The following is a 21,947-nucleotide window of genomic DNA, read 5'->3' on the forward strand; positions in this document are numbered from 1 at the left end:
ATGACCGGTCTGGTACAAGGCGCGCTATTGCAAATCAATCGCATACTAAAAATGTGAAAGGATTGCCCGCCGCCATGTCACTGAAAAAGTCGCTGTCTTGGAATGTCTAGCCACTCAATCGACCGTCGATCGGCCACGACGGTTAGCCCGAACCATTCCATGGCGGCGGGACTAACCTCACATCGTCGCATCCAGAAAAGCCGGGCAGCGCACGCCCATCGAGCGGCCTCCGCCGCTCAGGTCGTCGTCGGGGTGCTATCCTCGTCGAGGGCATCCGCGAGCATGGCACGGATAGCACGAAGCGCGTCGGGCACGCCCAAATCGTCCGACGGCGCCGCAGCAGCGGCGTTGGGCGGTGGGGCAGCGTCCGGCGAGCCGGCAACCTCCACCGGCTTGATCCCGCCCTTCTTCTCCGCGACGAGCAATTGCTGGACGCCGCGAATGGTATAGCCCTGCTGGTTCAGCAACGCGTCGATACGCCTCACCAGCAGCACGTCGTCGGTGCGATAGTATCGACGGTTACCCGCGCGCGTCAGTGGCCGCAACTGGGGAAAGCGCGTCTCCCAATAGCGCAGCACGTGATGCGGCAGACCGGTTTCCGCAGAAACCTCGCCAATCGTTTTCAGCGCGCCGCTCGCCTTCGGCGTGGGCGCGTCCACCACGGTTTAGCCTTCCTGCGCGGTAACGATGCGATCGCGCATCATCTGGCTGGCACGGAAGGTCAGGACGCGGCGCGGTGCGATCGGCACTTCGATGCCGGTCTTGGGATTGCGGCCGATCCGCTCGCCCTTGTCGCGCAGGACGAACGTGCCGAAACCGGAAATCTTGACGTTTTCACCGGAGGACAGGCTCTCGCACATCTCGGTCAGGATCTGTTCGACGATATCCGCTGAATCGGCGCGGCTTAGCCCCACCTGATGATGCAGCGCCTCGGCCAGATCGGCTCGCGTCAACGTCCCCGCTTCGGTCATTCCATGCTCCCCCTCGAACCGTCCGCCTACACCGGCGCGCACCAATTCGAAAGCCCCTTTGCTCTATGTTATCCATAGTTGCAAAGAACGGTTGCGTAACGACCGAACTTTATTTCCGTCAGAAACGGATAACGGCCGCGCCCCAGGTGAAACCGCCGCCCATCGCCTCCAGCACGACGATGTCATCCTGCTTCACGCGTCCGTCGCGAACCGCGACGTCCAGTGCGAGCGGCACCGATGCGGCCGACGTGTTCGCGTGACGATCGACCGTGACGATCACCTTTTCGGGAGCGAGGCCGAGCTTGCGCGCAGTCGCGTCCAGAATGCGGGCATTGGCCTGATGCGGAACCACCCAGTCGACGTCGGACGATTCGAGGCCGGCGAGGGCGAGCGACTCGGTCATGACCGCCGCCAGATTGGTGACGGCATGGCGGAACACCTCGCGCCCCTTCATCCGCAACTTCCCGACAGTACCCGTCGTTGACGGACCGCCATCGACATAGAGCAGATCGTTGTAGCGACCGTCCGCATGCAGTTTCGTCGCGAGGATCCCGCGCCCGTCCTGCTCGACCCCCCGCCCTTCCAGCACGATCGCGCCGGCGCCGTCGCCGAACAGGACGCAGGTGGTACGGTCCTCCCAGTCGAGGATGCGGCTGAACGTCTCCGCGCCGATCACCAGCGCGCGACGATGGACGCCCGTGCGCAGCATCGAATCGGCGACCTGCACCGCATAGAGGAAGCCCGAACACACCGCCGCCACATCGAACGCGACGCAATCGAGGATACCGAGCGCCGCCTGTACCTTGGTCGCGGTCGCCGGAAACGTCTGGTCGGGCGTCGCGGTCGCCAGCACGATCAGGTCGATGTCGGTCGGTGATAGCCCCGCCGCCTCGATCGCGCGCCGCGCCGCGTCCGTGGCCAGGCTGCCCGTCGTCTCGTCCGGGGCGGCGATGTGGCGGAAGCGGATGCCGGTGCGCTCAACGATCCATTCGTCGCTGGTATCGACCTGCGCCGCCAGTTCCGCGTTCGATACGCGACGCGCCGGCAGCGCCGATCCCGTACCCGTCACCACCGCGCGGATCATGCCGCCGCATCCTGCGGACTGGAGGTCGATGTGCGCCGGGGCGGACGAGGGACATGCTCCAGCCCCAGATCCTCAGCGATGCGGCGGGTCAGATCGGCGCGCGCCATCTTCGTGGCATTGCCGATCGCCGTCGAGACGCCACGCTCGTTGGCGCTGCCGTGACTTTTCACGACGATGCCGTTGAGCCCCAGAAACACCGCGCCATTATGGTTGTTCGGATCGAGATGGTGCTTGAGCAACTCGGTCGCAGGACGGGAAATCAGGAAGCCCAGCTTCGAACGGATCGAACTGGTGAAGGCGCGCTTCAGCAGGTCGGCGACGAACCGCGCCGTGCCTTCGGCGGTCTTCAGCGCGATATTGCCAGCGAACCCGTCGCACACGATCACGTCGTGGTTGCCCCGCGCCAGCTTATCGCCCTCGACGAAGCCGGTGAAGGCGAGCGGAAGATGCGCGGCCGCCTTCAGCTGGGTCGCGGCGTCCCGGATCACGTCGGTGCCCTTCTGATCCTCGGACCCGATGTTGAGCAGCGCGACACGGGGCCGCTCCAGATCCATGATCGTGCGGGCATAGGCCGCACCCATCACCGCGAACTGGACCAGATTGCGGGCATCGACCTCGGTATTCGCACCCAGGTCGAGCATCACGACGTCGTTGTCGCCCAGCGTCGGCAACGGCGCGGCGAGCGCCGGCCGGTCGATGCCGGGCAGGGTGCGCAACGCGACCTTCGCCATCGCCATCAATGCACCGGTGTTGCCGGCCGACACGGCGGCAGCCGCGCGACCCTGCTTCACCATATCGATCGCCACGCCCATCGACGTACGTTTGGCGCGACGAATCGCCTGGCTCGGCTTCTCGCTCGGGCCGACGACCTCGGGTGCGTGCACGATCTCGGCGTTCTGCCCGAGATTGGGATGTGCGACAAGGGCTTCGCGAATCGCGACCTCGTCACCCACCAGCAGGAACCGGCTGTCTTCGAACGCATCGCGCGCACGCGCAACGCCGGCAAGCATCACCGCCAGCCCTTCGTCACCGCCCATCGCATCGATGGCGATCCAGGGCTGTTCGATCATCGTCGGTTCCTGTCGTTCGGAGGCTTACGCCTCGACCGACACGACCTCGCGGCCGTTATAGTGGCCGCAGGCGCCGCACAGCACGTGCGGGCGCTTCAGCTCGCCGCAGTTCGGGCATTCCTGAAAAGCCGCGACGGTCAGCGAATCGTGACCGCGACGCATGCCACGCTTGGAGGGAGAGGTCTTTCGCTTGGGAACGGCCATTGCGGCACCTTGTCGTGTTATACCGGTGGAGACGAACACGAAAAAATCGGGCACGGCCATATTGGCCGCGCCAGCATTGCGGGTCCGTCGCGAAGCGTGGCGCTATAGCGAATTCGCCCGCGGTTGCAAGCGCCGCGACGGCCGGCCGGCCGCTTGCAGTCCGCGGATCGGCGGTCCATCCCCGATCGATATAACCGGAAGGCCGCCAACCATGATCCTGCCCGTTTCGCTCACCATCGCCGCCGCCTGTGGCGCGCTCAACCTCTGGCTGGCGCTGCGGACCAGTGCCGGCCGCATCAGGGGCAAGGTGATGATCGGCGACGGCGGCGATCCCGTCATGCTCGCGCGAACGCGCGCGCATGCCAATTTCACGGAGTATGCGCCCTTCGTCCTGATCCTGATCGCGTTGATCGAGCTCGCCGGCGGTTCGCCGGACGCGCTGTGGTTGCTCGGCGCGACGTTCGTGCTGGCGCGGATCGCCCACGGCGTCGGCATGTTGCGGCCGGCCCCCAACGTCCTGCGCGCCGGCGGTGCCTTGCTGACGTGGCTGCTGCTCGCGGGTCTTGCCGGCTGGGCGCTGGCGATCACGGGATGGGCGTTCCTCGCGATGCAATAGCCGGCCTCTACCGCCCCGCCAGCACCGCATCCCCGACGAACGCGTTGCCCGCCCGTTCATGGGCGAAGGTACTGGCCGGACCGTGGCCGGGTATGAAGGCGGTGTCGTCGCCCAGCGGCCACAGTTTCTCCACGACCGATCGCACCAGCTGGTCGTGGTCGCCGCCCGGAAAGTCCGATCGCCCGACCGACCCCTGAAACAGCACGTCGCCGACCAGCGCCAGCTTCGACGGCGGATGGTGGAAGATGACGTGCCCGCGCGTGTGGCCCGGCGTTTCGTACACGTCGAGCGTCAGGTCGCCGATCATGACGGTATCGCCCTCAACCAGCCAGCGGTCGGGTTCGAACACCACGCCGCGGATACCATAGCTGCGGCCGTCGTCGTCCAGCCGCGCCAGCCAGAACCGGTCCTCCTCATGCGGGCCCTCAATCGCGACGCCAAGTTCGTCCGCCAGCGGCTTCGCTTCCCCGGCATGATCGATATGCCCATGCGTCAGCAGGATTTTCTCCACCGTCACGCCCGCCTGCGCGATGGCGGCGCGGATGCGGGGCAGGTCGCCGCCGGGGTCGATCACGGCCGCCTTCATCGTCGCGGTGCACCAGATGATCGAACAATTCTGCTGGAGCGGCGTGACCGGCACGATGACGGCGCGGAGAGGGGGCTGGCTCATGCCCGCGTGATTGGCGCAGGATGACGCGGATGGTCAATGCCGGCGGGCCGCTGCCAACGGGTCAATGCTTGCCCTGCCGGTGCGCAAGGGGCATCTTCACGGAATGCAGCCGCAAGCACCGTTCGTCCTGCTCGACGACGCCCGGCCGGGCGGCGCACCCCCGCGCCTCTACGCCGGCCCGGTGGAGGTGGTCGAAACCTATGATAGCGGACAGGTCGCCGCGGTCCTCGCTCGGGTCCGCGCCGCCATCCGCGACGGGCTGCACGCCGCCGGCTTCCTGTCCTACGAAGCCGGTGTCGCGTTCGAGGCGAAGCTGGTCGCGGGTGCGATGACGACGCCGCTCGTCTGGTTGGGCCTTTTCGACGGCTGGACCACGCCGCCGCCTCTGCCCGATCCGGCGGGTGCGTGGATCGGCGCGCCGCGGCCGCTGATCGAACGGGAGGACTATGAAGATCAGGTCCGCGCCATCCTCGGCCTGATCGCGGCGGGCGATCTGTATCAGGCGAATCTGTCGTTTCGTGCGGCCGTCCGCATCGTCGGTGACCCGCTTGCGGTCTATGCCGGGCTGCGCGGTGCGGCGGGGGCGGGATATGGCGCGGTGGTGTCGACCGGCATGGACACGCTCATCAGCCTGTCGCCCGAGTTGTTCTTCGCGCTCGACGGCGACCGGCTGACCTGCCGGCCGATGAAGGGCACCGCGCGGCGCGGCGCGACCCCGTCCGCCGACGCCGCGCTCGCCGCCGGACTGGCGCTGGACGCGAAGCAGCGCGCCGAGAATCTGATGATCGTCGACCTGATGCGCAACGACCTGTCGCGCGTCGCGATCGCCGGATCGGTCGCGGTGCCGGACCTGTTCGCGGTCGAGACCTATCCGACCGTCCACCAGCTCGTCTCCACCGTCACGGCGGCGCTCGCCCCCGATCGCGACGCGGTCGACGTGCTGGCCGCCGCCTTTCCGTGCGGATCGATCACCGGCGCGCCCAAGGTCCGCGCGATGCAGGCGATCGCAGAGATCGAGCGTGCACCGCGCGGACCCTACACGGGTGCGATCGGCCATATCGACCCGGACGGTACGGCGATGTTCAACGTCGCGATCCGGACGTTGACGATAGCGGGCGGCGACGATGTCGCGACGCTGTCGCTCGGCGCGGGCATCGTCGCCGATTCGGACCCGGCGGCGGAGTGGGAGGAATGTCTGGCCAAGGGTGCGTTCGTGGGGGAGGGGCATGTCGGATTCGACCTGATCGAGACGATGGCCTTCGATCCGGAAGAGGGCATGCCCCTGCTGGAGCGGCATCTTGCGCGCATGAAGGCCAGCGCGGAGACGTTCGGCTTCGCGTTCGACCGCCATGGCGCGCGCAACGAGTTGCAGGCGGCAACCTTTCGCCTACGCGATCCCTGCCGCATCCGCCTGTTGCTCGCCCCGTCCGGTTCGGTCGCGGTGGAGATGTCGCCGCTGCCGCCTGCGCCGACCCGGCCCTGGTCCGTGGCGATCGTGCCGCTGCCGTTGCCGCCCGCCGACCTGCGCCTGCGCCACAAGACCAGCGACCGCGGCTTCTACGACGAGGCGCGGCGGGCGGCCGGTACGGACGAGGTGCTGTTCGAGCATGACGGGGTGCTGACGGAGGGGAGCTTCACCTCGCTGTTCGTGGAGCGTGACGGCGTGCTGCTGACCCCCGCACCCGGCCCGCTGCTGCCCGGCGTGCTGGTCGCCGACCTGATCGCCGGCGACCGGGTGCGGCCGGCGACGCTGACCCGCGCCGATCTGACCAACGGATTTTTCGTCGGCAATGCGGTGCGTGGCCTGATTCCGGCTATTGTTGCGGTTGCGTAAAGGCAGTCCACGCGGCTAATGGCCCCGCCCCTTGCCGGGCTGCTTTTTGGGACATCCGCCATGCACGCCTCCGCTGCGCTCGACCGCATCAGCCCGTCGCCGACCCTCGGCGTCACCACGCGGGTCAACGAGCTGAAGCGCGCGGGCATCGACGTGATCGGTCTGGGCGCAGGCGAGCCGGACTTCGACACGCCGGACTTCGTCAAGGACGCCGCGATCCAGGCGATCCGCGACGGCAAGACCAAATACACCAACGTCGACGGTACGCCCGAACTGAAGGACGCGATCGTCGCGAAGTTCGCGCGCGACAACAGCCTGACCTACACGCCGAACCAGATCAGCGTGAACGTCGGTGGCAAGCATTCGCTGTTCAACGCCATCGTCGCGACCGTCGATGCGGGTGACGAGGTGGTGATCCCGGCCCCCTATTGGGTCAGCTATCCCGACGTCGTCCAGTTCGCCGGCGGCGTGCCGGTGATCGTCAAGGCTGGTCCCGAAGCGGATTACAAGCTGTCGCCGGAGGTGCTGGACGCCGCGATCACGCCGCGCACCAAATGGGTGATCCTGAATTCGCCGTCGAACCCGACCGGTGCGGCCTATACCGTCGACGAGCTGAAGGCGCTGGGCGAGGTGCTGTTGCGCCACCCGCACGTCTGGGTGTTCGCCGACGACATGTACGAGCACATCACCTATGACGGCTTTCGGTTCGCGACGATCGCCGAGGTGGTGCCGGAGCTGTACGAGCGGACGCTGACCGTGAACGGCTGTTCGAAGGCGTATTCGATGACCGGGTGGCGGATCGGATTCGCGGCGGGCGCGCCGTGGCTGATCAAGGCCATGGCGAAGCTGCAGTCGCAGTCGACGTCGAACCCGTGTTCTGTGGCGCAGGCGGCGGCCGCGGTCGCGCTGACCGGCGACCAGTCGTTCCTGAAGGAGCGCGCCGCCGCGTTCCAGGTTCGCCGCGACCTCGTCGTCAAGGCGCTGAACGCCATTCCGGGCATGAGCTGCCCGACGCCGGAGGGGGCGTTCTACGTCTATCCGTCGTTCGCGCCGCTGATCGGAAAGACGACGCCGAAGGGCGTGAAGATCTTCGATGACGAGGCGTTCGTGACCTACCTGCTGGACGACGCACGGGTCGCGGCGGTGCAGGGCGCGGCGTTCGGCCTCTCGCCGGCGATGCGGATCAGCTACGCGACATCGGACGCGCTGCTGACCGAGGCGTGCGCGCGGATCGCGGAGGCGTGCGCCGCGCTGAAGTAAGCGTCCGCTCCCGAACACGGGAGGCGTAGAGCCTGACAGCCACGTGAACGATCGACCCAGTCGAGGTTCAGTGTTGCAACGCTATGTTTCAGGACAGTCATCTTGTCGTGTCGTGGTGCATCCACGACATGGCAGGCAACGTAGCTTCGTCGGCGGTCCGGCGAAGGCATCAAGGTTTGGGATTATGTTTAAGCATCTGAAGTCGAGTTTCGTATGGCAGTTCGCCGGTGGCTTCGTGCTTGGCGCGGTCGGCCTGCTGGCGATCCAGCCCGCCGAAGCGACGCGCGAGCTGGAGCATCGCTTCGCTCCGACGCATCAGGTCCGCTGACATGAAGGCGGCGGCGCTGGGGCTGGGCATGGTCGCGGTCGCCGCGACCTTCGCGATGAGTCAGGCGAACGCCGAGCGCGCCGTGCCGATCCCGGCGGCGCGCGCGGACGTCGCTCCCACGCCCGGCGTGCAGACCGCCGTTCTGGCGGGCGGATGCTTCTGGGGCATGGAAGCCGTGTTCCAGCATGTGAAGGGCGTTCGCGCCGTTACCGCCGGTTATGCCGGTGGTACGCGTGCGACGGCATCCTATGCGCAGGTGTCGACCGAAACCACGCGTCACGCGGAGGCTATCCGGATCGCCTTTGATCCGCGTCAGGTCAGCTATGCGACGCTGCTCCGGGTCTACTTCTCGGTCGCGCACGATCCGACGCAGGTGAACGGGCAAAGGCCCGACATGGGGCCGAGCTATCGCTCCGCGATCTTCCCGCAGTCGCCCGATCAGGCGCGGGTGGCGCAGGCCTATGTCGCGCAACTGAACGCCACCCGCGTCTTCGCCAAACCGATCGCGACGAAGCTGGAACAGGGCCAGTTCTTCCCGGCCGAAGCCTATCATCAAGATTTTTTCGACCGGAATCCCGATCATCCGTATATCCGAATGTGGGACAAGCCGAAACTGGCGGCCTTCCGCGCGGGCTTTCCTGCACTGGCGCGGTAGAGGCGGCATCTAAGCGCACGCGCCCTGTTCATGCGCTATTTCTTTCAGAGGAGGGGTCAAGCGTGAGGTCTCGTCCCTAGCGGCGGATCCGTCAATCGTCCTCCCTTGATGGGGGAATATCTTCCTAAGCCGCCAGCGGAAACCGCAACAGCCGGTCCTCAACCGGGATCAGCGCCTGACCCTCGCGCCCCACAGCGGCGCGCAGGGCGGGGTGGTCGACGTCCAGCCCCCCCGTCAGCGAACCGAATGCCGGCAGCACCAGCTTGGTCGCGGTCGCAACGAAACAGCGGCGGGCGACCTGACGGCCCCGTACCCGCACGCGCAGTTTGGGATGAAAATGGCCGGACAGTTCTGATCGTGCCTCCCTGGGGTCGGCCTCGTGGCGCAGCACCAGACCGTCGACCAGCGCTTCCTCGACCACCTCGCCGCCGCAACGATCGAGGATCGCGGGGTCGTGATTGCCGGTGATCCACGTCCAGCGCGTCTCCATGGTCAGGCCGCGCAACGTCTCCTGCGCCGCCACCGGCAGGCGGTCGCATCCGGCGACATCGTGGAAGCTGTCGCCCAGGCACCAGATTTCCCGCGCCTTCGTCCGCCGCACCAGCACCTCCAGCGCTGCGAGCGTCGCCATCGAATCATAGGGGGGCAGCAACTGGCCCTTGCTGGCGAACCAGCTCGCCTTCTCCAGATGCAGGTCGGCGACCAGCAAAGCTCCGCGCGCCGGCCAGAACACCGCGCCCTCTGGCAGCGCCATCAATGCGTGATTGCCGAACGAAAAGGGAACCATGGCCCGCCAATGCCCCGGTGGAACGCGGCGTGCAAGCGCGGGATTGGCTTTCCGGCGCGAGCGGTTCAGGGTGGTCCGAGAACCTCGAAGAAAGTCCTGCCCGTGATCCTCCTCACCGCCGCTCTCCTCCTGGCACCCCAGACCGCGGCCACCGCCGCGGACGCGGACGGGCGCTGTATCGCCGTGCTCGGCTCCGTCGGTCAAAAAGGCAATCCGCAGGCGGCGCAGATGGCGCAGGCGGGCATCCTGTACTTCACCGGTAAGCTGAAGGGCCGCGACGCATCGACCAATGTCGGCGCGGTGGTCGTGCGGGCGGCCAAGCAGGCGACGGCGCAGAAAGCCAATCCGCAGAACGAGTTGAAGCGGTGTGGCGCGGAATTGAACGCGGCTGGCCAGTCGTTGCGCAGCGTCAACACGCGCGGAGCGGCGGCACCGAAGCGTTGAGGCGGAACATCGGGGCCCGCCTTCGGATCGAGATGTTCCAGTCCTGATCCGTCCGGGGGCGGAGGAGATTCCACAGCGAGGATCGCCGCACTAGAAGCCCGTGACGCTGGTTCCCGCAACCCGGGCACTGCGCGGCAGGGTCAATCGGATCGCGCGATTGGCGAAATCGATTTCGACCGCGCGGAACAGGCGCAGCGTTTCCATGCCAAGCAGCAGCGCGGGCGTGTCGCCAAGGCCGAAGCGGGCGAACGGCGCTGCGTCGGCGACCGCCACCGACACGCCGTCGAACGCGACGCCGCCCACCTCCAACCGTTCGAGGCGATACGCGTGGGCGACGAGGGTCGCGCCGCTCGGGGCGGTAATGGAAATCTGCCCCACGAACGGCGGCGGTTTGCGCGTCGCGATCCGCAGCAGCGCCGGGTTGGCGATCGTGACGGGCGATCCCGTATCGATGACGACGGCGATCTTCCTGCCCCGCCAGTGCGCGTCGGTGACGATCAGCTGACCATAGAGCGAGCGCGCGACGATCACGATCTCGTCCGCCGACGACCGGCGCGGCCTCCGCTTTCGCGACGGGGTCAGCGTCATCCGGCCGCGATCGAAGTCGATCGAAACCTTCTGCCCCTGCAACGCATCGATCCCCAGCATCCCGATCGCGCCCAGATTGGCGCGGGCGAAGGTCGGTGCCTCAATCGTGTCGGGGGTCAGCGCCCTGACGCGCAGCATCGGCACCATGGAGGTAGGCGCGACGACGCTGCCGGTCATCGTCATGACGCGCACTGTGCGACCGGGCACCAGCGCCAGCCGCGCGGCGAGTTCGTGCGACACGACCGTCCGTTCCGCACCAGTGTCGATGACGAAGGGCCACGATCCCTTGCCTGCGATCGATACGGGCACGGTCATCCGCAGTTCGGCTTCCCCGATCGCGAGTTCGTCGACGGGCGGTTCGAGAGATGGCGGCGGCACGATCTGGGAGGTGGCCGGCGCGGTCATCGCCGCGGCGGCAGTGAACGCCAGGGCGGCGATCCTCTCCATGCGATGAGGCTGCGCCCGTCTTGCGGGTTTGGCAAGGGTGGGATCACGACCCGCGGAGGCGGATTGCCGGGAGTTCGTCAATCCGCGCGCATCGCCTCCGCCGCCAGCGCTTCGGCCTCGATCAGCAGCGCGTCGTCGCCGGCGTTGGTCGATACCTTCTCGCGCCCGATCAGGACCAGCACGGGCACCGCCAGCGGCGACACGCGGGGCAGGTCGACGTGCACCATCGTATCGGCCGCGCGGTCGAGCAGGTTGGCGAGCCGGCCGACATCGGTCATCCGTGCGCGCGCGTCGTCCCACGCCGCCTGCAGCAACAGGTGGGACGGCTCGTATTTCCTGAGTACGTCGTAGATCAGGTCGGTGGAAAAGGTCACCTGACGTCCGGTCTTGCGCTTGCCGGGATGCTGCCGTTCGACCAGCCCGCCGATCACCGCGACCTCGCGGAAGGCGCGCTTCAGCAGGTGCGATTGCTGCACCCAGTCGACGAATTCATGTTCGAGGATGTCGGCGGAGAACAGCGAGGCGGGGTCGGTGATCTTCTCCGCGGAGAAGCAGGCGATGGCGTAATCGTTGGCAACGAAGCCGAGCGGCTTCAGCCCCTGCGTTTCCATCCGCCGCGTCACCAGCATGCCGAGCGACTGGTGCGCGTTCCAGCCCTCGAAACTGTAGGCGACCATGTAGTTACGGCCTTCGCGCGGGAAGGTTTCCACCAGCAACTGGTCGGGCCTTGGCAGGATCGATCGCGCCGCCTGCATGTCGAGCCATTCGTGCACGTCGGGCGGGAAGCGGTCCCATTCCGACGGCGTGGCGAGGAAGTGCCGGACGCGGTCGGCAAGGTTGGTCGACAGCGGCATGCGGCTGCCGCCATAGGTCGGGATGCGCGCAGGGCGGCTGGTGGCACGGACGATCAGGTCCTCGGTGTCGATCTTCTCCACCTCCAGGCTCAGGCCAGCGAAGAAGAAGGTATCCCCGTGACTCAGCGTGGCGGCGAAACCTTCCTCGACCTTGCCGAGATTGCGGCCGTTGCGGAAGCGGACGTTGAGCATCGTCGCCTCCACGATGATGCCCGCGTTCAGGCGGTGCTGCGCGACGAACTTCGGATGCGCGATACGCCAGAGGCCGTCGGCCTCCTGCACCAGCCGTTTGAACTTGTCATAGGCGCGCAGCGAATAGCCGCCGTCGCGGATGAACCCTAAAACGCGGTCGAACGTCTCGGCGGTCAGCGCAGAATAGGGGAGAGCCGAGCGCACCTCGTCCAGCAGATCGTCCTGACGGAACGGACCCGCGCAGGCGCAGGCCATGACGTGCTGCGCCAGCACGTCGAGCGCGCCGGGGCGGAACAGGTCGGGGTCGAGCTCGCCCGCCTCCACCGCGTCGAGCGCAGCGCGCGCCTCCAGATACTCGAAGCGGTTGCCGGGCACGACGATCGCCTTGGACGATTCATCGAGCCGGTGGTTGGCGCGGCCGATCCGTTGCAGCAGGCGCGACGAACCCTTGGGCGCGCCCATCTGCACGACACAATCGACATCGCCCCAGTCGACTCCGAGATCAAGGCTGGCCGTCGCGACCAGCGCGCGCAACTTGCCATCCGCCATCGCGCCCTCGACCTTGCGCCGTGCCTCCAGCGCGAGGCTACCGTGGTGGACGCCGATCGGCAGGCCCTTGTCGTTCGCCTTCCACAAGTCCTGAAAAATCAGCTCCGCCAAGCTGCGGGTGTTGCAGAAGACGATGCTGGTCCGGTTCTCCTCGATGACCTTCATCACCTGGGCGGCGGCGTAGCGACCGGAGTGCCCGGCCCACGGGATGCGATCCTCCGGCAAGAGGATGGTGATGTCCGGATCCGCGCCGGGCTCGCCCTGGATCAGGCTGACGGTATCGATGTCGCCATCGGGCGCCAGCCAGGCGCGGTAGCCGTCCGCATCGGCTACCGTCGCCGACAGCGCGACGCGGCGCATCGCGGGGGCGATCCGTTGCAGGCGTGCCATGCACAGCGACAGAAGGTCACCGCGTTTGCCGGTGGCGAAGGCGTGCACCTCGTCGACGACGATCGTGCGCAGGCCGGCGAACATCGTCAGGCTGTCGGGGTAGCTGAGCAGCAGCGACAGCGACTCGGGCGTGGTCAGCAGGATCTGCGGCGGTTTGACGCGCTGTCGTGCCTTGCGGTCGGAGGGAGTGTCGCCGGTGCGCGTCTCGACCCTGATGTCCAGTCCCATCTCCTCGACTGGCGTGATCAGATTGCGCTGGATGTCGACGGCGAGTGCCTTGAGCGGCGACACGTAGAGAGTGTGTAGACCCTCGGTCGGAATCTCGATCAGCTCTGTCAGGGTCGGCAGGAAGCCTGCGAGGGTCTTGCCCGCGCCGGTGGTCGCGACCAGCAGTGCATGACGACCGGCCCGACCCTCCGCCAGCATGTCCCACTGGTGCCGCCGCGGTCGCCATCCGCGCGCGGCGAACCAGTCCGCCAGCGGAGCGGGGAGCGTCAGGTCCGGTCGTGCGGCTTTTCGGTCGCCCCGTCCTTGTACAGGTCGTGCGTCGCCTGCTCCGTCCGGCGATGTTCCTCCGGCGTGATCGCCTTGTTCTTCTGGCGCGCCCAGATCATCACGCCCAGCAGGACGAACGCGCCGACGAACACCACGATCACCCAAAGGCTGCCGTCCGCCCAGTTGCTCGCCACCTGATCGTTCATGATCCATTCCTTCTCTATGTCGGGCTAAAGAACGACAGGGGCAAGGTTTTCGATCCGGGCGGCTCCATCCGACCCGGTCGCGCGTACTAGCCGCATGGCGAAACTCGGCGACTGGATCGAACCGCATCCCCACGGCATCTACGTCCGCCCGGCCGATGCGTGGATCGATCCATCGGAGCCGATGCCGCGGGCGCTGGTGACGCACGGCCACGCCGATCATGCGCGCGGCGGTCATGAGCGGGTGTGGGCGACGCCGGAGACGCTGGCGATCATGGCGGCACGTTACGGTCCGCAGACCGGCGAGCCGGTCGCTTATGGCGAGAGCATCCGGATGGGCGATGTGGAGGTGGGCTTCGTCCCCGCCGGCCATGTGCTGGGTTCGGCGCAGATCGTACTCGACTATCGCGGCGAGCGGGTCGTCGTGTCGGGCGATTACAAGCGCCGGCCGGACCCGACCTGCGCGGCGTTCCAGCCGGTAAAGTGCGACGTGTTCGTCACCGAGGCGACGTTCGCGCTGCCGGTGTTCCGCCATCCCGACACGGGCGACGAGATCGACAAGCTGCTGGAACGGCTGCACGCCAATCCAGACCGCTGCGTCGTCGTGGGAGCCTATGCGCTGGGAAAGGCGCAGCGGGTGATCGCGGAGTTGCGTGATCGCGGCCACGTCGCGCCGATCTACATCCACGGCGCACTCCAGCGCCTGTGCGAACTGTATGAAGAACTCGGCGTGCGGCTGGGCGAACTGATTCCCGCGACCGGTGTGCCGAAAGCGGCGATGGCGGGGCATGTGGTGATGTGCCCGCCGTCCGCGCTCAACGATCGATGGTCGCGGCGGCTGCCCGATCCGATCACCGCGATGGCATCGGGATGGATGCGGGTGCGGCAGCGCGCGCGGCAGAAGAACGTCGAGCTGCCGCTGATCCTGTCCGATCATGCCGACTGGGACGAGCTGATCGATACGCTGACGGAAATCGCGCCGAAGGAGGTGTGGGTGACGCACGGGCGTGAGGATGCGCTGGTCCACTGGTGCATGACCCGCCAGATCAAGGCAAGGGCGCTGGCGCTGGTCGGGTTCGAGGATGAAGACGACTGACGGAACGGCCTGTGCGGTCCGTTCGCTTCAAGGTTCGAGAAGGAGATCATTCATGGCCGACGACCGGCTCACCATCGACCCCGCCACCGTATTCGACAACGTCGACGATCGCCGCGTGGAGTTCGCCGCCGACATCGGCGATCAACGCCGCGCCTTCGCCGCGCAATACGATCTGCTGGAGGCGCTGGGGGCGGAGGTGCCGGACGATCGCGCCGTTGCGATGTTCAGGAAGCACATCGAGACGATCTCCGCGATCGGTGCGAAGGCGCTGGCCCGGAACGAGGACGAGGAACTGGTGGTGATCAGCGAAAACGATCTGGATTGAGAGTGGGCGTCTTCGGGAGCCGCGTGCGCTGGCCGGCCCACGACGGCGTGCGTTTCAATCGAGGGTGATCGTCGCGTCCGTGCCGGGTATCGTCAGGGCCTCGCCGAAGGGCACCAGACGCAGCGAGGCGTAGTCGCCCTCGACCGGCTGTTCGAAGACGTGGGTCACGGAACGCTTGCCGTCGACGACCCAGTAATTGGGGATGCCCGCACCGGCGTAGAGCAGGCGCTTCACGCCGAGGTCGCGGTCGATCGACGATTCCGCAACTTCGATCGCTAGCTTTATGGCGTCGGTCGGGAGCGGCCCGTCCTCCGCCACCACGCGCGTCAGCAGCGCGACATCCGGGCCGACGATGTTGTCGTCGTCGATTCGGACACCGGCCTCGATCCGCACCATCGTCTCGCCGACCGCGGACATCAGCCGGAAAGCTACAGATCCATGCCGGCGAGAGTGCGAGTTTCCGGCTGGTGGCATCCGCTGCAACTCTCCCTCGACCAGTTCGACGCTCATATCGTCGAAGGCCCCCGCCTCGACCATGTGCAGAAATTCTGCCGCGGTGAAGCGTGCCGGGCCTTCGGCGGCAAGCGTCATTGATGGGAATCGCGCAGGCTTGTTCATGCGGCTCCTCCTGTCACGGCGCCTATACCGCCGACAACGCACCGGTCGCGACCACCGGCCCGGTCGGCAGGCCGGTCGGCGATCCGCCGAGCGGTTCGACCGAGATCGCCAGCGTCGTCCCGGGCACCAGCCGAGCCCGATCCGCCGCCGCCAATCGCAGTTCGGTGCCCGCCGCGGTCAGCAGGCCGAGGGGATGCGGGACGCCGTCGCCACCGATCGCCCAAAGCTGCGCGACGCGTGCGGATGGCACGGTTGGCGCGGCCGCGATCCGCAACAGTCCGTCTTCCGGATGATAGGCCGCCGCGACCGGCGACCTCGCGTCGCCGAGCGTCGCGATCAGGAGCGTGCGAGATCCCTCCTGAACCTGCGGGGCGGGTGCGGGCAGCGGGGCCGGCGCGGGACGCAGGGCGATCACCACCAGCAGCACCGCCGCCAATGCGCTCATCGCCACGGCGATCAGCGGCCATGGCGCGCGTCGGGTACGGGATGGCTTAGGCCCGCCGAGCGATTCATCGATCCGGTCGATCAACCCCTCGGGCGCTTCCGCCTCCGGCCACAGATCGAACAGTTGCGCGAAATACAGCCGCCAACGTTCCACCTCCGCCGCGAAGGCGGGTTCCGCCAGTACGCGGCGCAGCGCCGCCGCACGATCCTCGCCGTCGAGCAACCCCAGCGCCAGCTCCGCCGCGGCTACGTCCTGCGGCCCGGTGTCGTGGATGTCGGGCTCAGGCGTCACGGTCGAGGCACTCCTTCAGTTTGGCAAGTCCGCGCCGTATCCAGCTTTTCGCGGTGCCGAGCGGAACGCCGCGCGCCTCCGCATAATCGGCATAGGTCATGCCGTCGAAGAAGGCGGTGCGGATCGCCTCGCTCTGCCGTGGCTCCAGTTCCTCGAGGCAATGGCGCAACGAGTGACGCTCGCCCGCCGCAACCAGTTCCGATTCGGCATCGGGCGCGGTGTTCGGGATGTCGGAGGCGTCCTCGATCGGTCCGGCGCGGCGGACCTTCTGCGCACGCCGCCAGTCGATGGCACGGTTACGGGCGATCGTCGCCAGCCAAGTGATCGGGCTGGCGCGGCCCGGTTCCCACGCCCCGGCGCGACGCCAGATGATGAGGTATACGTCATGAAGCACGTCCTCCGCCGCCTGGGTATCGCCACAGATACGCAGCACGACGCCGAAAAGCTTCGCGGAGGTCAGGTGGTACAGCTCGCGGAATGCGGCGCGATCCTCGCTTCCGGTCGCGATCAGCGTCCGGGCAAGATGGGCGCGCGCTTCGTCGCTGGAGGGGCGGGGCTGGGTCACAGGCGGGCAGCGTAGCGGTTCGCGCGGTGGCGGCAAGCGGCGATCGCAAAGGCTTGCAGGACCCGGTTCGGGGTGGCCTTTCACCCGGCCTGCGGCTATGGCGCGCGCCAATCTCCGCGATCAAAAGGACCGCACGCGCTTGCGTATCGCCATCGCCTCCGATCATGCCGCCGTTGCGTTGAAATCGTCGCTTGCCGCCTGGCTGCTGGAGCAGGGCCACGACGTGCTCGATCTGGGCGCGGATGGAACGGCTTCGGTCGACTATCCCGATTACGGCTTCGCGCTGGCCGGTGCGATCGGAGACGGTCGTGCCGAGCGTGGCATCGCGCTTTGCGGTTCGGGCGTCGGCATCTCGATCGCCGCCAACCGCAATCCGTCCTGCCGTTGCGCGCTGGTGTCGGAGCCGCTGTCCGCCGCGCTGGCGCGCCAGCACAACGATGCCAACGCCATCGCGATGGGTGCCCGCCTGATCGGTGAGGACATGGCGAAGGCGTGCATCGCCGCCTTCCTGACCACCGATTTCGAGGGTGGTCGTCATCGGCGCCGCGTCGACAAACTGTCGACCGGTTCCGTTTCCGTCGACCCATCGTCGACCAGCCCCGTTTCCGTCGACGTGCCGTCGACCAAGGAGTTCGCCGCATGAGCACGCAGCCCCGCACCCTGTCCGACGTCCAGCCGGACGGTTTCTTCACCCGCGATCTGGCCGATGCCGATGCCGCCGTATTCGCCGGGATCGCCGCGGAGCTGGAGCGCGAGCAGACGCAGATCGAGCTGATCGCGTCCGAGAACATCGTGTCGAAGGCCGTGCTCGCCGCGCAAGGGTCCGTGTTCACGAACAAGTATGCGGAGGGCTATCCCGGCAAGCGCTATTATCAGGGCTGCGCGCCGTCCGACACGGTCGAGACGCTGGCGATCGAGCGCGCCAAGCAGATCTTCGGCTGCGGCTTCGTCAACGTGCAGCCGCATTCGGGCGCGCAGGCGAACGGGGCGGTGATGCTGGCGCTGGTCAAGCCGGGCGAGACGATCCTCGGCATGAGCCTCGACGCGGGCGGCCACCTGACCCACGGCGCGCGTGCGGCGATGTCGGGCAAGTGGTTCAACGCGATCCAGTACGGCGTCGATCCGGTCACGCACCTGATCGATTACGATCAGGTCGAGGCGCTGGCGGTGGAGCATCAGCCGAAACTCATCATCGCCGGCGGCTCCGCCTATCCGCGCGTCATCGACTTCGCCAAGTTCCGCGCGATCGCCGACAAGGTCGGTGCGTATTTCATGGTCGACATGGCGCACTTTGCGGGGATCGTCGCCGCCGGCCATCATCCGACGCCGTTCGGCCATGCGCATGTCGTCACCACGACGACGCACAAGACGCTACGCGGCCCCCGCGGCGGCATGATCCTGACCAACGACGAGGCGCTGGCCAAGAAGTTCAACTCGGCGGTGTTCCCGGGGCTTCAGGGCGGCCCGCTGATGCACGTCATCGCCGCCAAGGCGGTTGCGTTCGGCGAGGCGCTGCAGCCCGATTTCAAGAGCTACATCGCCGCGGTGGTGGAGAACGCCAAGGTGCTCGCGGCCACGCTGAAGGAACGCGGCAGCGATGTCGTTTCCGGCGGCACCGACACGCATCTCGCGCTGATCGACCTGACGCCGCTCGGCATCACCGGCCGCGATGCGGACGAGGCGCTGGAGCGGGCCGGCATCACCTGCAACAAGAACGGCATCCCCAACGACCCGTTGCCGCCGGTGAAGACCAGCGGCATCCGCGTCGGCTCCCCGGCCGGCACCACGCGTGGCTTCGGCCCGGCGGAGTTCCGCGAGATCGGCAATATGGTCGCCGACGTGCTCGACGGTCTGGCGAAGAAGGGGGAGCATGGGGACCCGGAAGTCGAGGCGGACGTTCGGACCCGCGTGCGCGCTCTTTGCGCACGATTCCCCATCTATCAGGGCTGAACGGCATGTCTAAGATCGAAGAAATCCAGAGCGAAGTGAAGAATACGCCCGGTCTGGGCAAGAAGATGGCCAAGTACAGCGCGATCGGCGCGGTGATCGCGATCCCGCTGCCGGTCGTTGGTCCGGTACTGGGCGCGATTGCCGGTGCGGCATTCGCATATTCCAAGCGCAAGGGCTGAGCCGCTGAATGCGCTGTCCGTTTTGCAGCCACGAGGACAGCCAGGTCAAGGATAGCCGCTCCACGGAAGATGGAGCGGCTATCCGGCGGCGGCGGCAATGCGAGGCGTGCGGCGCGCGGTTCACGACGTTCGAGCGCATTCAGTTGCGCGAGTTGACCGTGTTGAAGAGCGAAAACCGGCGCGAGCCGTTCGACCGCGAAAAGCTGATGCGTTCCGTATCGATCGCCGCGCGCAAGCGGCCGGTCGAGGCTGCGCGGATCGAGAAGCTGGTCACGGGCATCCAGCGCCGACTGGAGACGCTGGGGGAGGGGGAGGTGACCTCCGCCCGGATCGGCGAACTGGTGATGGACGGGCTGAAGGGGCTGGATTCGGTCGCCTATATCCGTTTCGCGAGCGTATACCGCGATTTTAACGAGGCGCGCGATTTCGAGGCGTTCGCCGGCGCAGTGGAAGAGGCCGGGCGGGGCGAGTAGTTTTGCCAGAATGCGAAGCCGACGCATTCCCCCGTTCATCCTGAGTAGCGGCTGAGCGAAGTCGAAGACGCGTATCGAAGGACAGATGAGTTGAGCTTCTACACCTACATGCTGAGGTGTGCCGACGGCAGCTACTATATCGGCCACACCGATGCTCTCGATCGCCGCATCGCGCAGCACCAGCTCGGCGAGCTGGAGGGATACACACAGACGCGGCGTCCCGTGGAACCGGTTTGGTCGCAGGATTTTCCCTCGCAGGCGGAAGCTTTGGAAGCGGAGCGGCAATTGAAGGGTTGGTCGCGCGCCAAGAAGGAAGCGTTGATCGCCGGCGATTGGGATCTCGTCCGGACGCTCGCGCGTCGCAATGTCCTTCGAGATGCCCCTTCGACAGGCTCAGTGGCTCCTCAGGACGAACGGTTTTCCACTTTCGCCGATCGTGCCGGGGAGGGGCTGAGCGACGCCGAGGCTCCATCTCGCAATGCCACCCCGCCCCCTGTCATCGTCCTCGTCCGCCCCCAGCTTGGCGAGAATATCGGCAAGGCCGCGCGCGCGATGCTCAATTTCGGGCTGCTCGACCTGCGCCTCGTCGCACCGCGAGACGGGTGGCCGAATGCCGCCGCCGGCCCTGCCGCATCGGGTGCGGACATCGTCCTCGAACGTGCGCAGCTATACGATACGGTCGCCGACGCGGTCGCCGATTGCGCGCACGTCTATGCCACCACTGTCCGCAAGCGCGGCGTCACCAAACCGGTGGTCAAGCCCGACGAGGCGGCGGCGGCGATCCATACCGGTCCCGGCCGCTCGGCGATCCTGTTTGGGCCGGAGCGCTCCGGGCTGGAGACGGACGATGTCGCGGTCGCGCGAACGATCATCACCGTGCCGATCAACCCGGAATTCGGCAGCCTCAACCTCGCGCAGGCGGTGATCCTCGTCGCCTATGAATGGTCGAAGTATCTGGATCTGGCGCAGCCGCCGGAAACCGAGCTGCCGGAACCCGCGGCGCAGGAGGAACTGGACGGTATGATCGGCCAGCTCGATGCGATGCTGGTGCACGCCAATTTCTATTTCCCGCCGGCCCGTACCGAAACGACGCGGCGGACGCTGCGTACGTTGCTGACCAAGCCGGGCTGGTCGACACAAGAGGTGCGGACGGTGCGCGGCGTGCTCTCCGCGCTGGACGGGGCGAAGATGCGGCGAACTTCAGCCGTGCCGGAGGCTTCAGCGGCGCCGGTCGAAGGCAGCGAGTTCGTAGGCGATCGAAACCTCGACGAGCCGCTCCCATAGGTCGGCGATCTCCTGCGCGGGCAGGGCACGTTCTCCGGCATCGGCGTGCGCGTTGGCGATCACCGCGGCCTTGCGTGCTTCGTCGCGGACATGGCCGCGTTCCGGTTTGATGCGGGCGGCGGCATCCATATAGCCGAAGCGGCGGGCGAGCAGCGCCATCAACTCGCGGTCGGTCGCGTCGACGCCGGCGCGCACCTCCGCCATGGTCGTACAGTCTTCGGGGGCGAGGATCGTCATGGCCGGCCTGATGGCTGGTGGCGGCGCGCCTGTCCAGAAGGGCCGTTCGCCTTGACTCGCGATACCCGTCCGGCTAGGCGCGCCGCTTCGCAATGGCTCCGCACTCCGGTGAAGCGGCGGCCCTGCCTTTCCTGACGGAATCCAGCAGAGCGATACCGGAACCAACGTCGTTCGTAATTGCCAAGGAATATACATGTCCAAGCGCCAAAGCGCCAAGCACAAGCTCGATCGCCGGATGGGCGAGAACATCTGGGGTCGTCCGAAGTCCCCGGTGAACAAGCGTGAATACGGTCCCGGCCAGCACGGTCAGCGCCGCAAGGGCAAGGTGTCGGACTTCGGCATCCAGCTGCGCGCCAAGCAGAAGCTGAAGGGCTATTACGGCGACGTGACCGAGAAGCAGTTCCGCGCCTGCTATCACGAGGCCGCCCGCATGAAGGGCGATACCAGCCAGAACCTGATCGGCCTGCTGGAGCAGCGTCTGGACATGATCGTCTATCGCGCCAAGTTCGCGCCGACGATCTTCGCCGCGCGCCAGATCGTCAGCCACGGCCACATCCGCGTCAACGGCGTGAAGTGCAACATCGCGTCGCGCCGCTGCTTCGTCGGCGACGAGATCACGTTGGGCACCAAGGCCAAGGAAATGGCGCTGGTCCTGGAGGCGCAGACCCTCGCCGAGCGCGAGATTCCCGACTATGTCGCGCCGGACGGCAACGCGAAGATCACCTTCGTGCGCGTGCCGACGCTGGACGAGGTTCCCTATCCGGTGAAGATGGAACCGAATCTGGTCGTCGAGTTCTACTCGCGCTGATCGGGATCGGCAGAAGGGACGGGCATCGCTCGTCT

28 protein-coding genes are annotated in these 21,947 nt (G+C 67.1%); 14 read left to right on the forward strand and 14 right to left on the reverse strand.

The genetic code is table 11. From position 1 onward, the window contains the following. Window positions 1-236: 236 nt before the first annotated feature. From ASG07_RS02725 to rpmF, 5 genes are all read right to left on the reverse strand, one after another. The gene (locus ASG07_RS02725; protein WP_055841791.1) at window positions 237-659 is read right to left on the reverse strand and encodes a MerR family transcriptional regulator; all 423 of its coding nucleotides are present in this window, start codon (window positions 657-659) and stop codon (window positions 237-239) included. A 6-nt stretch (window positions 660-665) separates the two neighbouring features. Continuing rightward, a complete protein-coding gene (locus ASG07_RS02730; protein WP_055841794.1) occupies window positions 666-971 on the reverse strand; it encodes an integration host factor subunit alpha in 306 nt (101 codons plus the stop codon). 118 nt (window positions 972-1,089) lie between these two features. After that, window positions 1,090-2,055, reverse strand: a complete 966-nt coding sequence (locus tag ASG07_RS02735; RefSeq protein ID WP_055841801.1) for a beta-ketoacyl-ACP synthase III — start codon at window positions 2,053-2,055, stop codon at window positions 1,090-1,092. Next, the gene (gene plsX / locus ASG07_RS02740) at window positions 2,052-3,125 is read right to left on the reverse strand and encodes a phosphate acyltransferase PlsX (protein ID WP_055841805.1); all 1,074 of its coding nucleotides are present in this window, start codon (window positions 3,123-3,125) and stop codon (window positions 2,052-2,054) included. The genes ASG07_RS02735 and plsX overlap by 4 nt, the downstream gene beginning before the upstream one ends. Before the next feature lie 24 nt (window positions 3,126-3,149). Next, window positions 3,150-3,329: a 50S ribosomal protein L32 gene (gene rpmF, locus ASG07_RS02745; RefSeq protein WP_055841808.1), complete on the reverse strand. Its 180-nt coding sequence runs from the start codon at window positions 3,327-3,329 to the stop codon at window positions 3,150-3,152. A 211-nt stretch (window positions 3,330-3,540) separates the two neighbouring features. Between rpmF and ASG07_RS02750 the strand changes: the two genes are divergently transcribed. Beyond that, window positions 3,541-3,945, forward strand: a complete 405-nt coding sequence (locus tag ASG07_RS02750) for an MAPEG family protein (RefSeq protein ID WP_055841810.1) — start codon at window positions 3,541-3,543, stop codon at window positions 3,943-3,945. Between the two features lie 7 nt (window positions 3,946-3,952). Here ASG07_RS02750 and ASG07_RS02755 read toward each other — a convergent pair whose 3' ends face one another. Continuing rightward, a complete protein-coding gene (locus ASG07_RS02755) occupies window positions 3,953-4,615 on the reverse strand; it encodes an MBL fold metallo-hydrolase (RefSeq protein WP_055841813.1) in 663 nt (220 codons plus the stop codon). A 103-nt stretch (window positions 4,616-4,718) separates the two neighbouring features. On the opposite strand from ASG07_RS02755, the gene pabB reads away from it, so the two are divergent. From pabB to msrA, 4 genes are all read left to right on the forward strand, one after another. After that, on the forward strand, window positions 4,719-6,449 hold the full coding sequence (gene pabB / locus ASG07_RS02760; RefSeq protein ID WP_055841816.1) for an aminodeoxychorismate synthase component I: 1,731 nt from the start codon (window positions 4,719-4,721) through the stop codon (window positions 6,447-6,449). Window positions 6,450-6,509: 60 nt separating this feature from the next. Then, complete coding sequence (locus ASG07_RS02765) at window positions 6,510-7,709, forward strand: pyridoxal phosphate-dependent aminotransferase (RefSeq protein WP_055841819.1); 1,200 nt, start codon at window positions 6,510-6,512, stop codon at window positions 7,707-7,709. 184 nt (window positions 7,710-7,893) lie between these two features. Further along, window positions 7,894-8,037, forward strand: a complete 144-nt coding sequence (locus ASG07_RS17420) for a hypothetical protein (protein WP_168377295.1) — start codon at window positions 7,894-7,896, stop codon at window positions 8,035-8,037. A gap of 28 nt (window positions 8,038-8,065) precedes the next feature. Then, window positions 8,066-8,692 carry a peptide-methionine (S)-S-oxide reductase MsrA gene (gene msrA, locus ASG07_RS02770; RefSeq protein ID WP_236694550.1) on the forward strand — a complete coding sequence of 209 codons (627 nt, stop codon included), beginning with the start codon at window positions 8,066-8,068 and terminating at the stop codon, window positions 8,690-8,692. Between the two features lie 124 nt (window positions 8,693-8,816). Here the strand turns inward: msrA and pdeM are convergent, their stop codons facing one another. Further along, window positions 8,817-9,479, reverse strand: a complete 663-nt coding sequence (gene pdeM, locus ASG07_RS02775) for a ligase-associated DNA damage response endonuclease PdeM (RefSeq protein WP_055841825.1) — start codon at window positions 9,477-9,479, stop codon at window positions 8,817-8,819. A gap of 102 nt (window positions 9,480-9,581) precedes the next feature. On the opposite strand from pdeM, the gene ASG07_RS02780 reads away from it, so the two are divergent. Beyond that, a complete protein-coding gene (locus ASG07_RS02780; RefSeq protein ID WP_055841828.1) occupies window positions 9,582-9,923 on the forward strand; it encodes a hypothetical protein in 342 nt (113 codons plus the stop codon). Window positions 9,924-10,013: 90 nt separating this feature from the next. Here ASG07_RS02780 and ASG07_RS02785 read toward each other — a convergent pair whose 3' ends face one another. The 3 genes from ASG07_RS02785 to ASG07_RS17425 all read right to left on the reverse strand — a co-directional run bounded on the left by ASG07_RS02785 (window position 10,014) and on the right by ASG07_RS17425 (window position 13,644). Next, a complete protein-coding gene (locus ASG07_RS02785) occupies window positions 10,014-10,958 on the reverse strand; it encodes an aspartyl protease family protein (protein WP_055841831.1) in 945 nt (314 codons plus the stop codon). Between the two features lie 77 nt (window positions 10,959-11,035). Then, window positions 11,036-13,423, reverse strand: a complete 2,388-nt coding sequence (locus ASG07_RS02790; RefSeq protein WP_269082620.1) for a ligase-associated DNA damage response DEXH box helicase — start codon at window positions 13,421-13,423, stop codon at window positions 11,036-11,038. A gap of 14 nt (window positions 13,424-13,437) precedes the next feature. Then, window positions 13,438-13,644, reverse strand: a complete 207-nt coding sequence (locus ASG07_RS17425) for a hypothetical protein (RefSeq protein ID WP_055841837.1) — start codon at window positions 13,642-13,644, stop codon at window positions 13,438-13,440. Window positions 13,645-13,738: 94 nt separating this feature from the next. Here ASG07_RS17425 and ASG07_RS02800 point away from each other — a divergent pair, with 94 nt between their 5' ends. Together ASG07_RS02800 and ASG07_RS02805 are read left to right on the forward strand one after the other, a co-directional pair. After that, a complete protein-coding gene (locus ASG07_RS02800) occupies window positions 13,739-14,737 on the forward strand; it encodes a ligase-associated DNA damage response exonuclease (protein WP_055841841.1) in 999 nt (332 codons plus the stop codon). 52 nt (window positions 14,738-14,789) lie between these two features. After that, the gene (locus ASG07_RS02805) at window positions 14,790-15,062 is read left to right on the forward strand and encodes a hypothetical protein (protein ID WP_055841844.1); all 273 of its coding nucleotides are present in this window, start codon (window positions 14,790-14,792) and stop codon (window positions 15,060-15,062) included. 54 nt (window positions 15,063-15,116) lie between these two features. Here the strand turns inward: ASG07_RS02805 and ASG07_RS02810 are convergent, their stop codons facing one another. The 3 genes from ASG07_RS02810 to ASG07_RS02820 are packed head-to-tail and all read right to left on the reverse strand — an operon-like array spanning window position 15,117 to window position 16,981. Further along, entirely contained in the window at window positions 15,117-15,680 is a 564-nt protein-coding gene (locus tag ASG07_RS02810; protein WP_082474440.1) for a Uma2 family endonuclease, read from the reverse strand. 22 nt (window positions 15,681-15,702) lie between these two features. Continuing rightward, on the reverse strand, window positions 15,703-16,416 hold the full coding sequence (locus ASG07_RS02815) for an anti-sigma factor (protein ID WP_055841848.1): 714 nt from the start codon (window positions 16,414-16,416) through the stop codon (window positions 15,703-15,705). Beyond that, window positions 16,406-16,981 (reverse strand): sigma-70 family RNA polymerase sigma factor, encoded by a 576-nt coding sequence (locus tag ASG07_RS02820; RefSeq protein ID WP_156361705.1) that lies wholly within the window; start codon window positions 16,979-16,981, stop codon window positions 16,406-16,408. The genes ASG07_RS02815 and ASG07_RS02820 overlap by 11 nt, the downstream gene beginning before the upstream one ends. A gap of 139 nt (window positions 16,982-17,120) precedes the next feature. Between ASG07_RS02820 and rpiB the strand changes: the two genes are divergently transcribed. The 5 genes from rpiB (at window position 17,121) to ASG07_RS16785 (ending at window position 20,867) form a co-directional block, all read left to right on the forward strand. After that, on the forward strand, window positions 17,121-17,624 hold the full coding sequence (gene rpiB / locus ASG07_RS02825) for a ribose 5-phosphate isomerase B (protein WP_156361706.1): 504 nt from the start codon (window positions 17,121-17,123) through the stop codon (window positions 17,622-17,624). Continuing rightward, window positions 17,621-18,931, forward strand: a complete 1,311-nt coding sequence (gene glyA / locus ASG07_RS02830) for a serine hydroxymethyltransferase (RefSeq protein ID WP_055841854.1) — start codon at window positions 17,621-17,623, stop codon at window positions 18,929-18,931. Before rpiB ends, glyA begins: the two co-directional genes overlap by 4 nt. Window positions 18,932-18,936: 5 nt before the next feature. Next, a complete protein-coding gene (locus ASG07_RS17430) occupies window positions 18,937-19,110 on the forward strand; it encodes a small multi-drug export protein (protein WP_168377296.1) in 174 nt (57 codons plus the stop codon). Window positions 19,111-19,118: 8 nt separating this feature from the next. After that, window positions 19,119-19,583: a transcriptional regulator NrdR gene (nrdR, locus tag ASG07_RS02835; RefSeq protein ID WP_055841857.1), complete on the forward strand. Its 465-nt coding sequence runs from the start codon at window positions 19,119-19,121 to the stop codon at window positions 19,581-19,583. A 90-nt stretch (window positions 19,584-19,673) separates the two neighbouring features. Then, the gene (locus ASG07_RS16785) at window positions 19,674-20,867 is read left to right on the forward strand and encodes a TrmH family RNA methyltransferase (RefSeq protein WP_082474441.1); all 1,194 of its coding nucleotides are present in this window, start codon (window positions 19,674-19,676) and stop codon (window positions 20,865-20,867) included. Here the strand turns inward: ASG07_RS16785 and ASG07_RS02845 are convergent. Beyond that, entirely contained in the window at window positions 20,802-21,104 is a 303-nt protein-coding gene (locus ASG07_RS02845) for a chorismate mutase (protein WP_055841860.1), read from the reverse strand. The two genes, ASG07_RS16785 and ASG07_RS02845, sit on opposite strands and share 66 nt — an antisense overlap. Before the next feature lie 193 nt (window positions 21,105-21,297). Here ASG07_RS02845 and rpsD point away from each other — a divergent pair, with 193 nt between their 5' ends. After that, window positions 21,298-21,912: a 30S ribosomal protein S4 gene (rpsD, locus tag ASG07_RS02850; protein ID WP_055841863.1), complete on the forward strand. Its 615-nt coding sequence runs from the start codon at window positions 21,298-21,300 to the stop codon at window positions 21,910-21,912. Window positions 21,913-21,947: the final 35 nt, after the last annotated feature.

Origin of the sequence: Sphingomonas sp. Leaf343, assembly GCF_001423765.1 — a bacterium.
Lineage (GTDB): Bacteria > Pseudomonadota > Alphaproteobacteria > Sphingomonadales > Sphingomonadaceae > Sphingomonas.

Excerpts from the sequence above, each read along its gene's own strand:
- ASG07_RS02730 (WP_055841794.1), bottom strand. The coding sequence starts at position 971 with ATGACCGAAGCGGGGACGTTGACGCGAGCCGATCTGGCCGAGGCGCTG.
- ASG07_RS02735 (WP_055841801.1), bottom strand. The coding sequence starts at position 2,055 with ATGATCCGCGCGGTGGTGACGGGTACGGGATCGGCGCTGCCGGCGCGT.
- plsX (WP_055841805.1), bottom strand. The coding sequence starts at position 3,125 with ATGATCGAACAGCCCTGGATCGCCATCGATGCGATGGGCGGTGACGAA.
- rpmF (WP_055841808.1), bottom strand. The coding sequence starts at position 3,329 with ATGGCCGTTCCCAAGCGAAAGACCTCTCCCTCCAAGCGTGGCATGCGT.
- ASG07_RS02750 (WP_055841810.1), top strand. The coding sequence starts at position 3,541 with ATGATCCTGCCCGTTTCGCTCACCATCGCCGCCGCCTGTGGCGCGCTC.
- ASG07_RS02755 (WP_055841813.1), bottom strand. The coding sequence starts at position 4,615 with ATGAGCCAGCCCCCTCTCCGCGCCGTCATCGTGCCGGTCACGCCGCTC.
- pabB (WP_055841816.1), top strand. The coding sequence starts at position 4,719 with ATGCAGCCGCAAGCACCGTTCGTCCTGCTCGACGACGCCCGGCCGGGC.
- ASG07_RS02765 (WP_055841819.1), top strand. The coding sequence starts at position 6,510 with ATGCACGCCTCCGCTGCGCTCGACCGCATCAGCCCGTCGCCGACCCTC.
- ASG07_RS17420 (WP_168377295.1), top strand. The coding sequence starts at position 7,894 with ATGTTTAAGCATCTGAAGTCGAGTTTCGTATGGCAGTTCGCCGGTGGC.
- msrA (WP_236694550.1), top strand. The coding sequence starts at position 8,066 with ATGGTCGCGGTCGCCGCGACCTTCGCGATGAGTCAGGCGAACGCCGAG.
- pdeM (WP_055841825.1), bottom strand. The coding sequence starts at position 9,479 with ATGGTTCCCTTTTCGTTCGGCAATCACGCATTGATGGCGCTGCCAGAG.
- ASG07_RS02785 (WP_055841831.1), bottom strand. The coding sequence starts at position 10,958 with ATGGAGAGGATCGCCGCCCTGGCGTTCACTGCCGCCGCGGCGATGACC.
- ASG07_RS17425 (WP_055841837.1), bottom strand. The coding sequence starts at position 13,644 with ATGAACGATCAGGTGGCGAGCAACTGGGCGGACGGCAGCCTTTGGGTG.
- ASG07_RS02800 (WP_055841841.1), top strand. The coding sequence starts at position 13,739 with ATGGCGAAACTCGGCGACTGGATCGAACCGCATCCCCACGGCATCTAC.
- ASG07_RS02805 (WP_055841844.1), top strand. The coding sequence starts at position 14,790 with ATGGCCGACGACCGGCTCACCATCGACCCCGCCACCGTATTCGACAAC.
- ASG07_RS02810 (WP_082474440.1), bottom strand. The coding sequence starts at position 15,680 with ATGAACAAGCCTGCGCGATTCCCATCAATGACGCTTGCCGCCGAAGGC.
- glyA (WP_055841854.1), top strand. The coding sequence starts at position 17,621 with ATGAGCACGCAGCCCCGCACCCTGTCCGACGTCCAGCCGGACGGTTTC.
- ASG07_RS17430 (WP_168377296.1), top strand. The coding sequence starts at position 18,937 with ATGTCTAAGATCGAAGAAATCCAGAGCGAAGTGAAGAATACGCCCGGT.
- nrdR (WP_055841857.1), top strand. The coding sequence starts at position 19,119 with ATGCGCTGTCCGTTTTGCAGCCACGAGGACAGCCAGGTCAAGGATAGC.
- ASG07_RS02845 (WP_055841860.1), bottom strand. The coding sequence starts at position 21,104 with ATGACGATCCTCGCCCCCGAAGACTGTACGACCATGGCGGAGGTGCGC.
- rpsD (WP_055841863.1), top strand. The coding sequence starts at position 21,298 with ATGTCCAAGCGCCAAAGCGCCAAGCACAAGCTCGATCGCCGGATGGGC.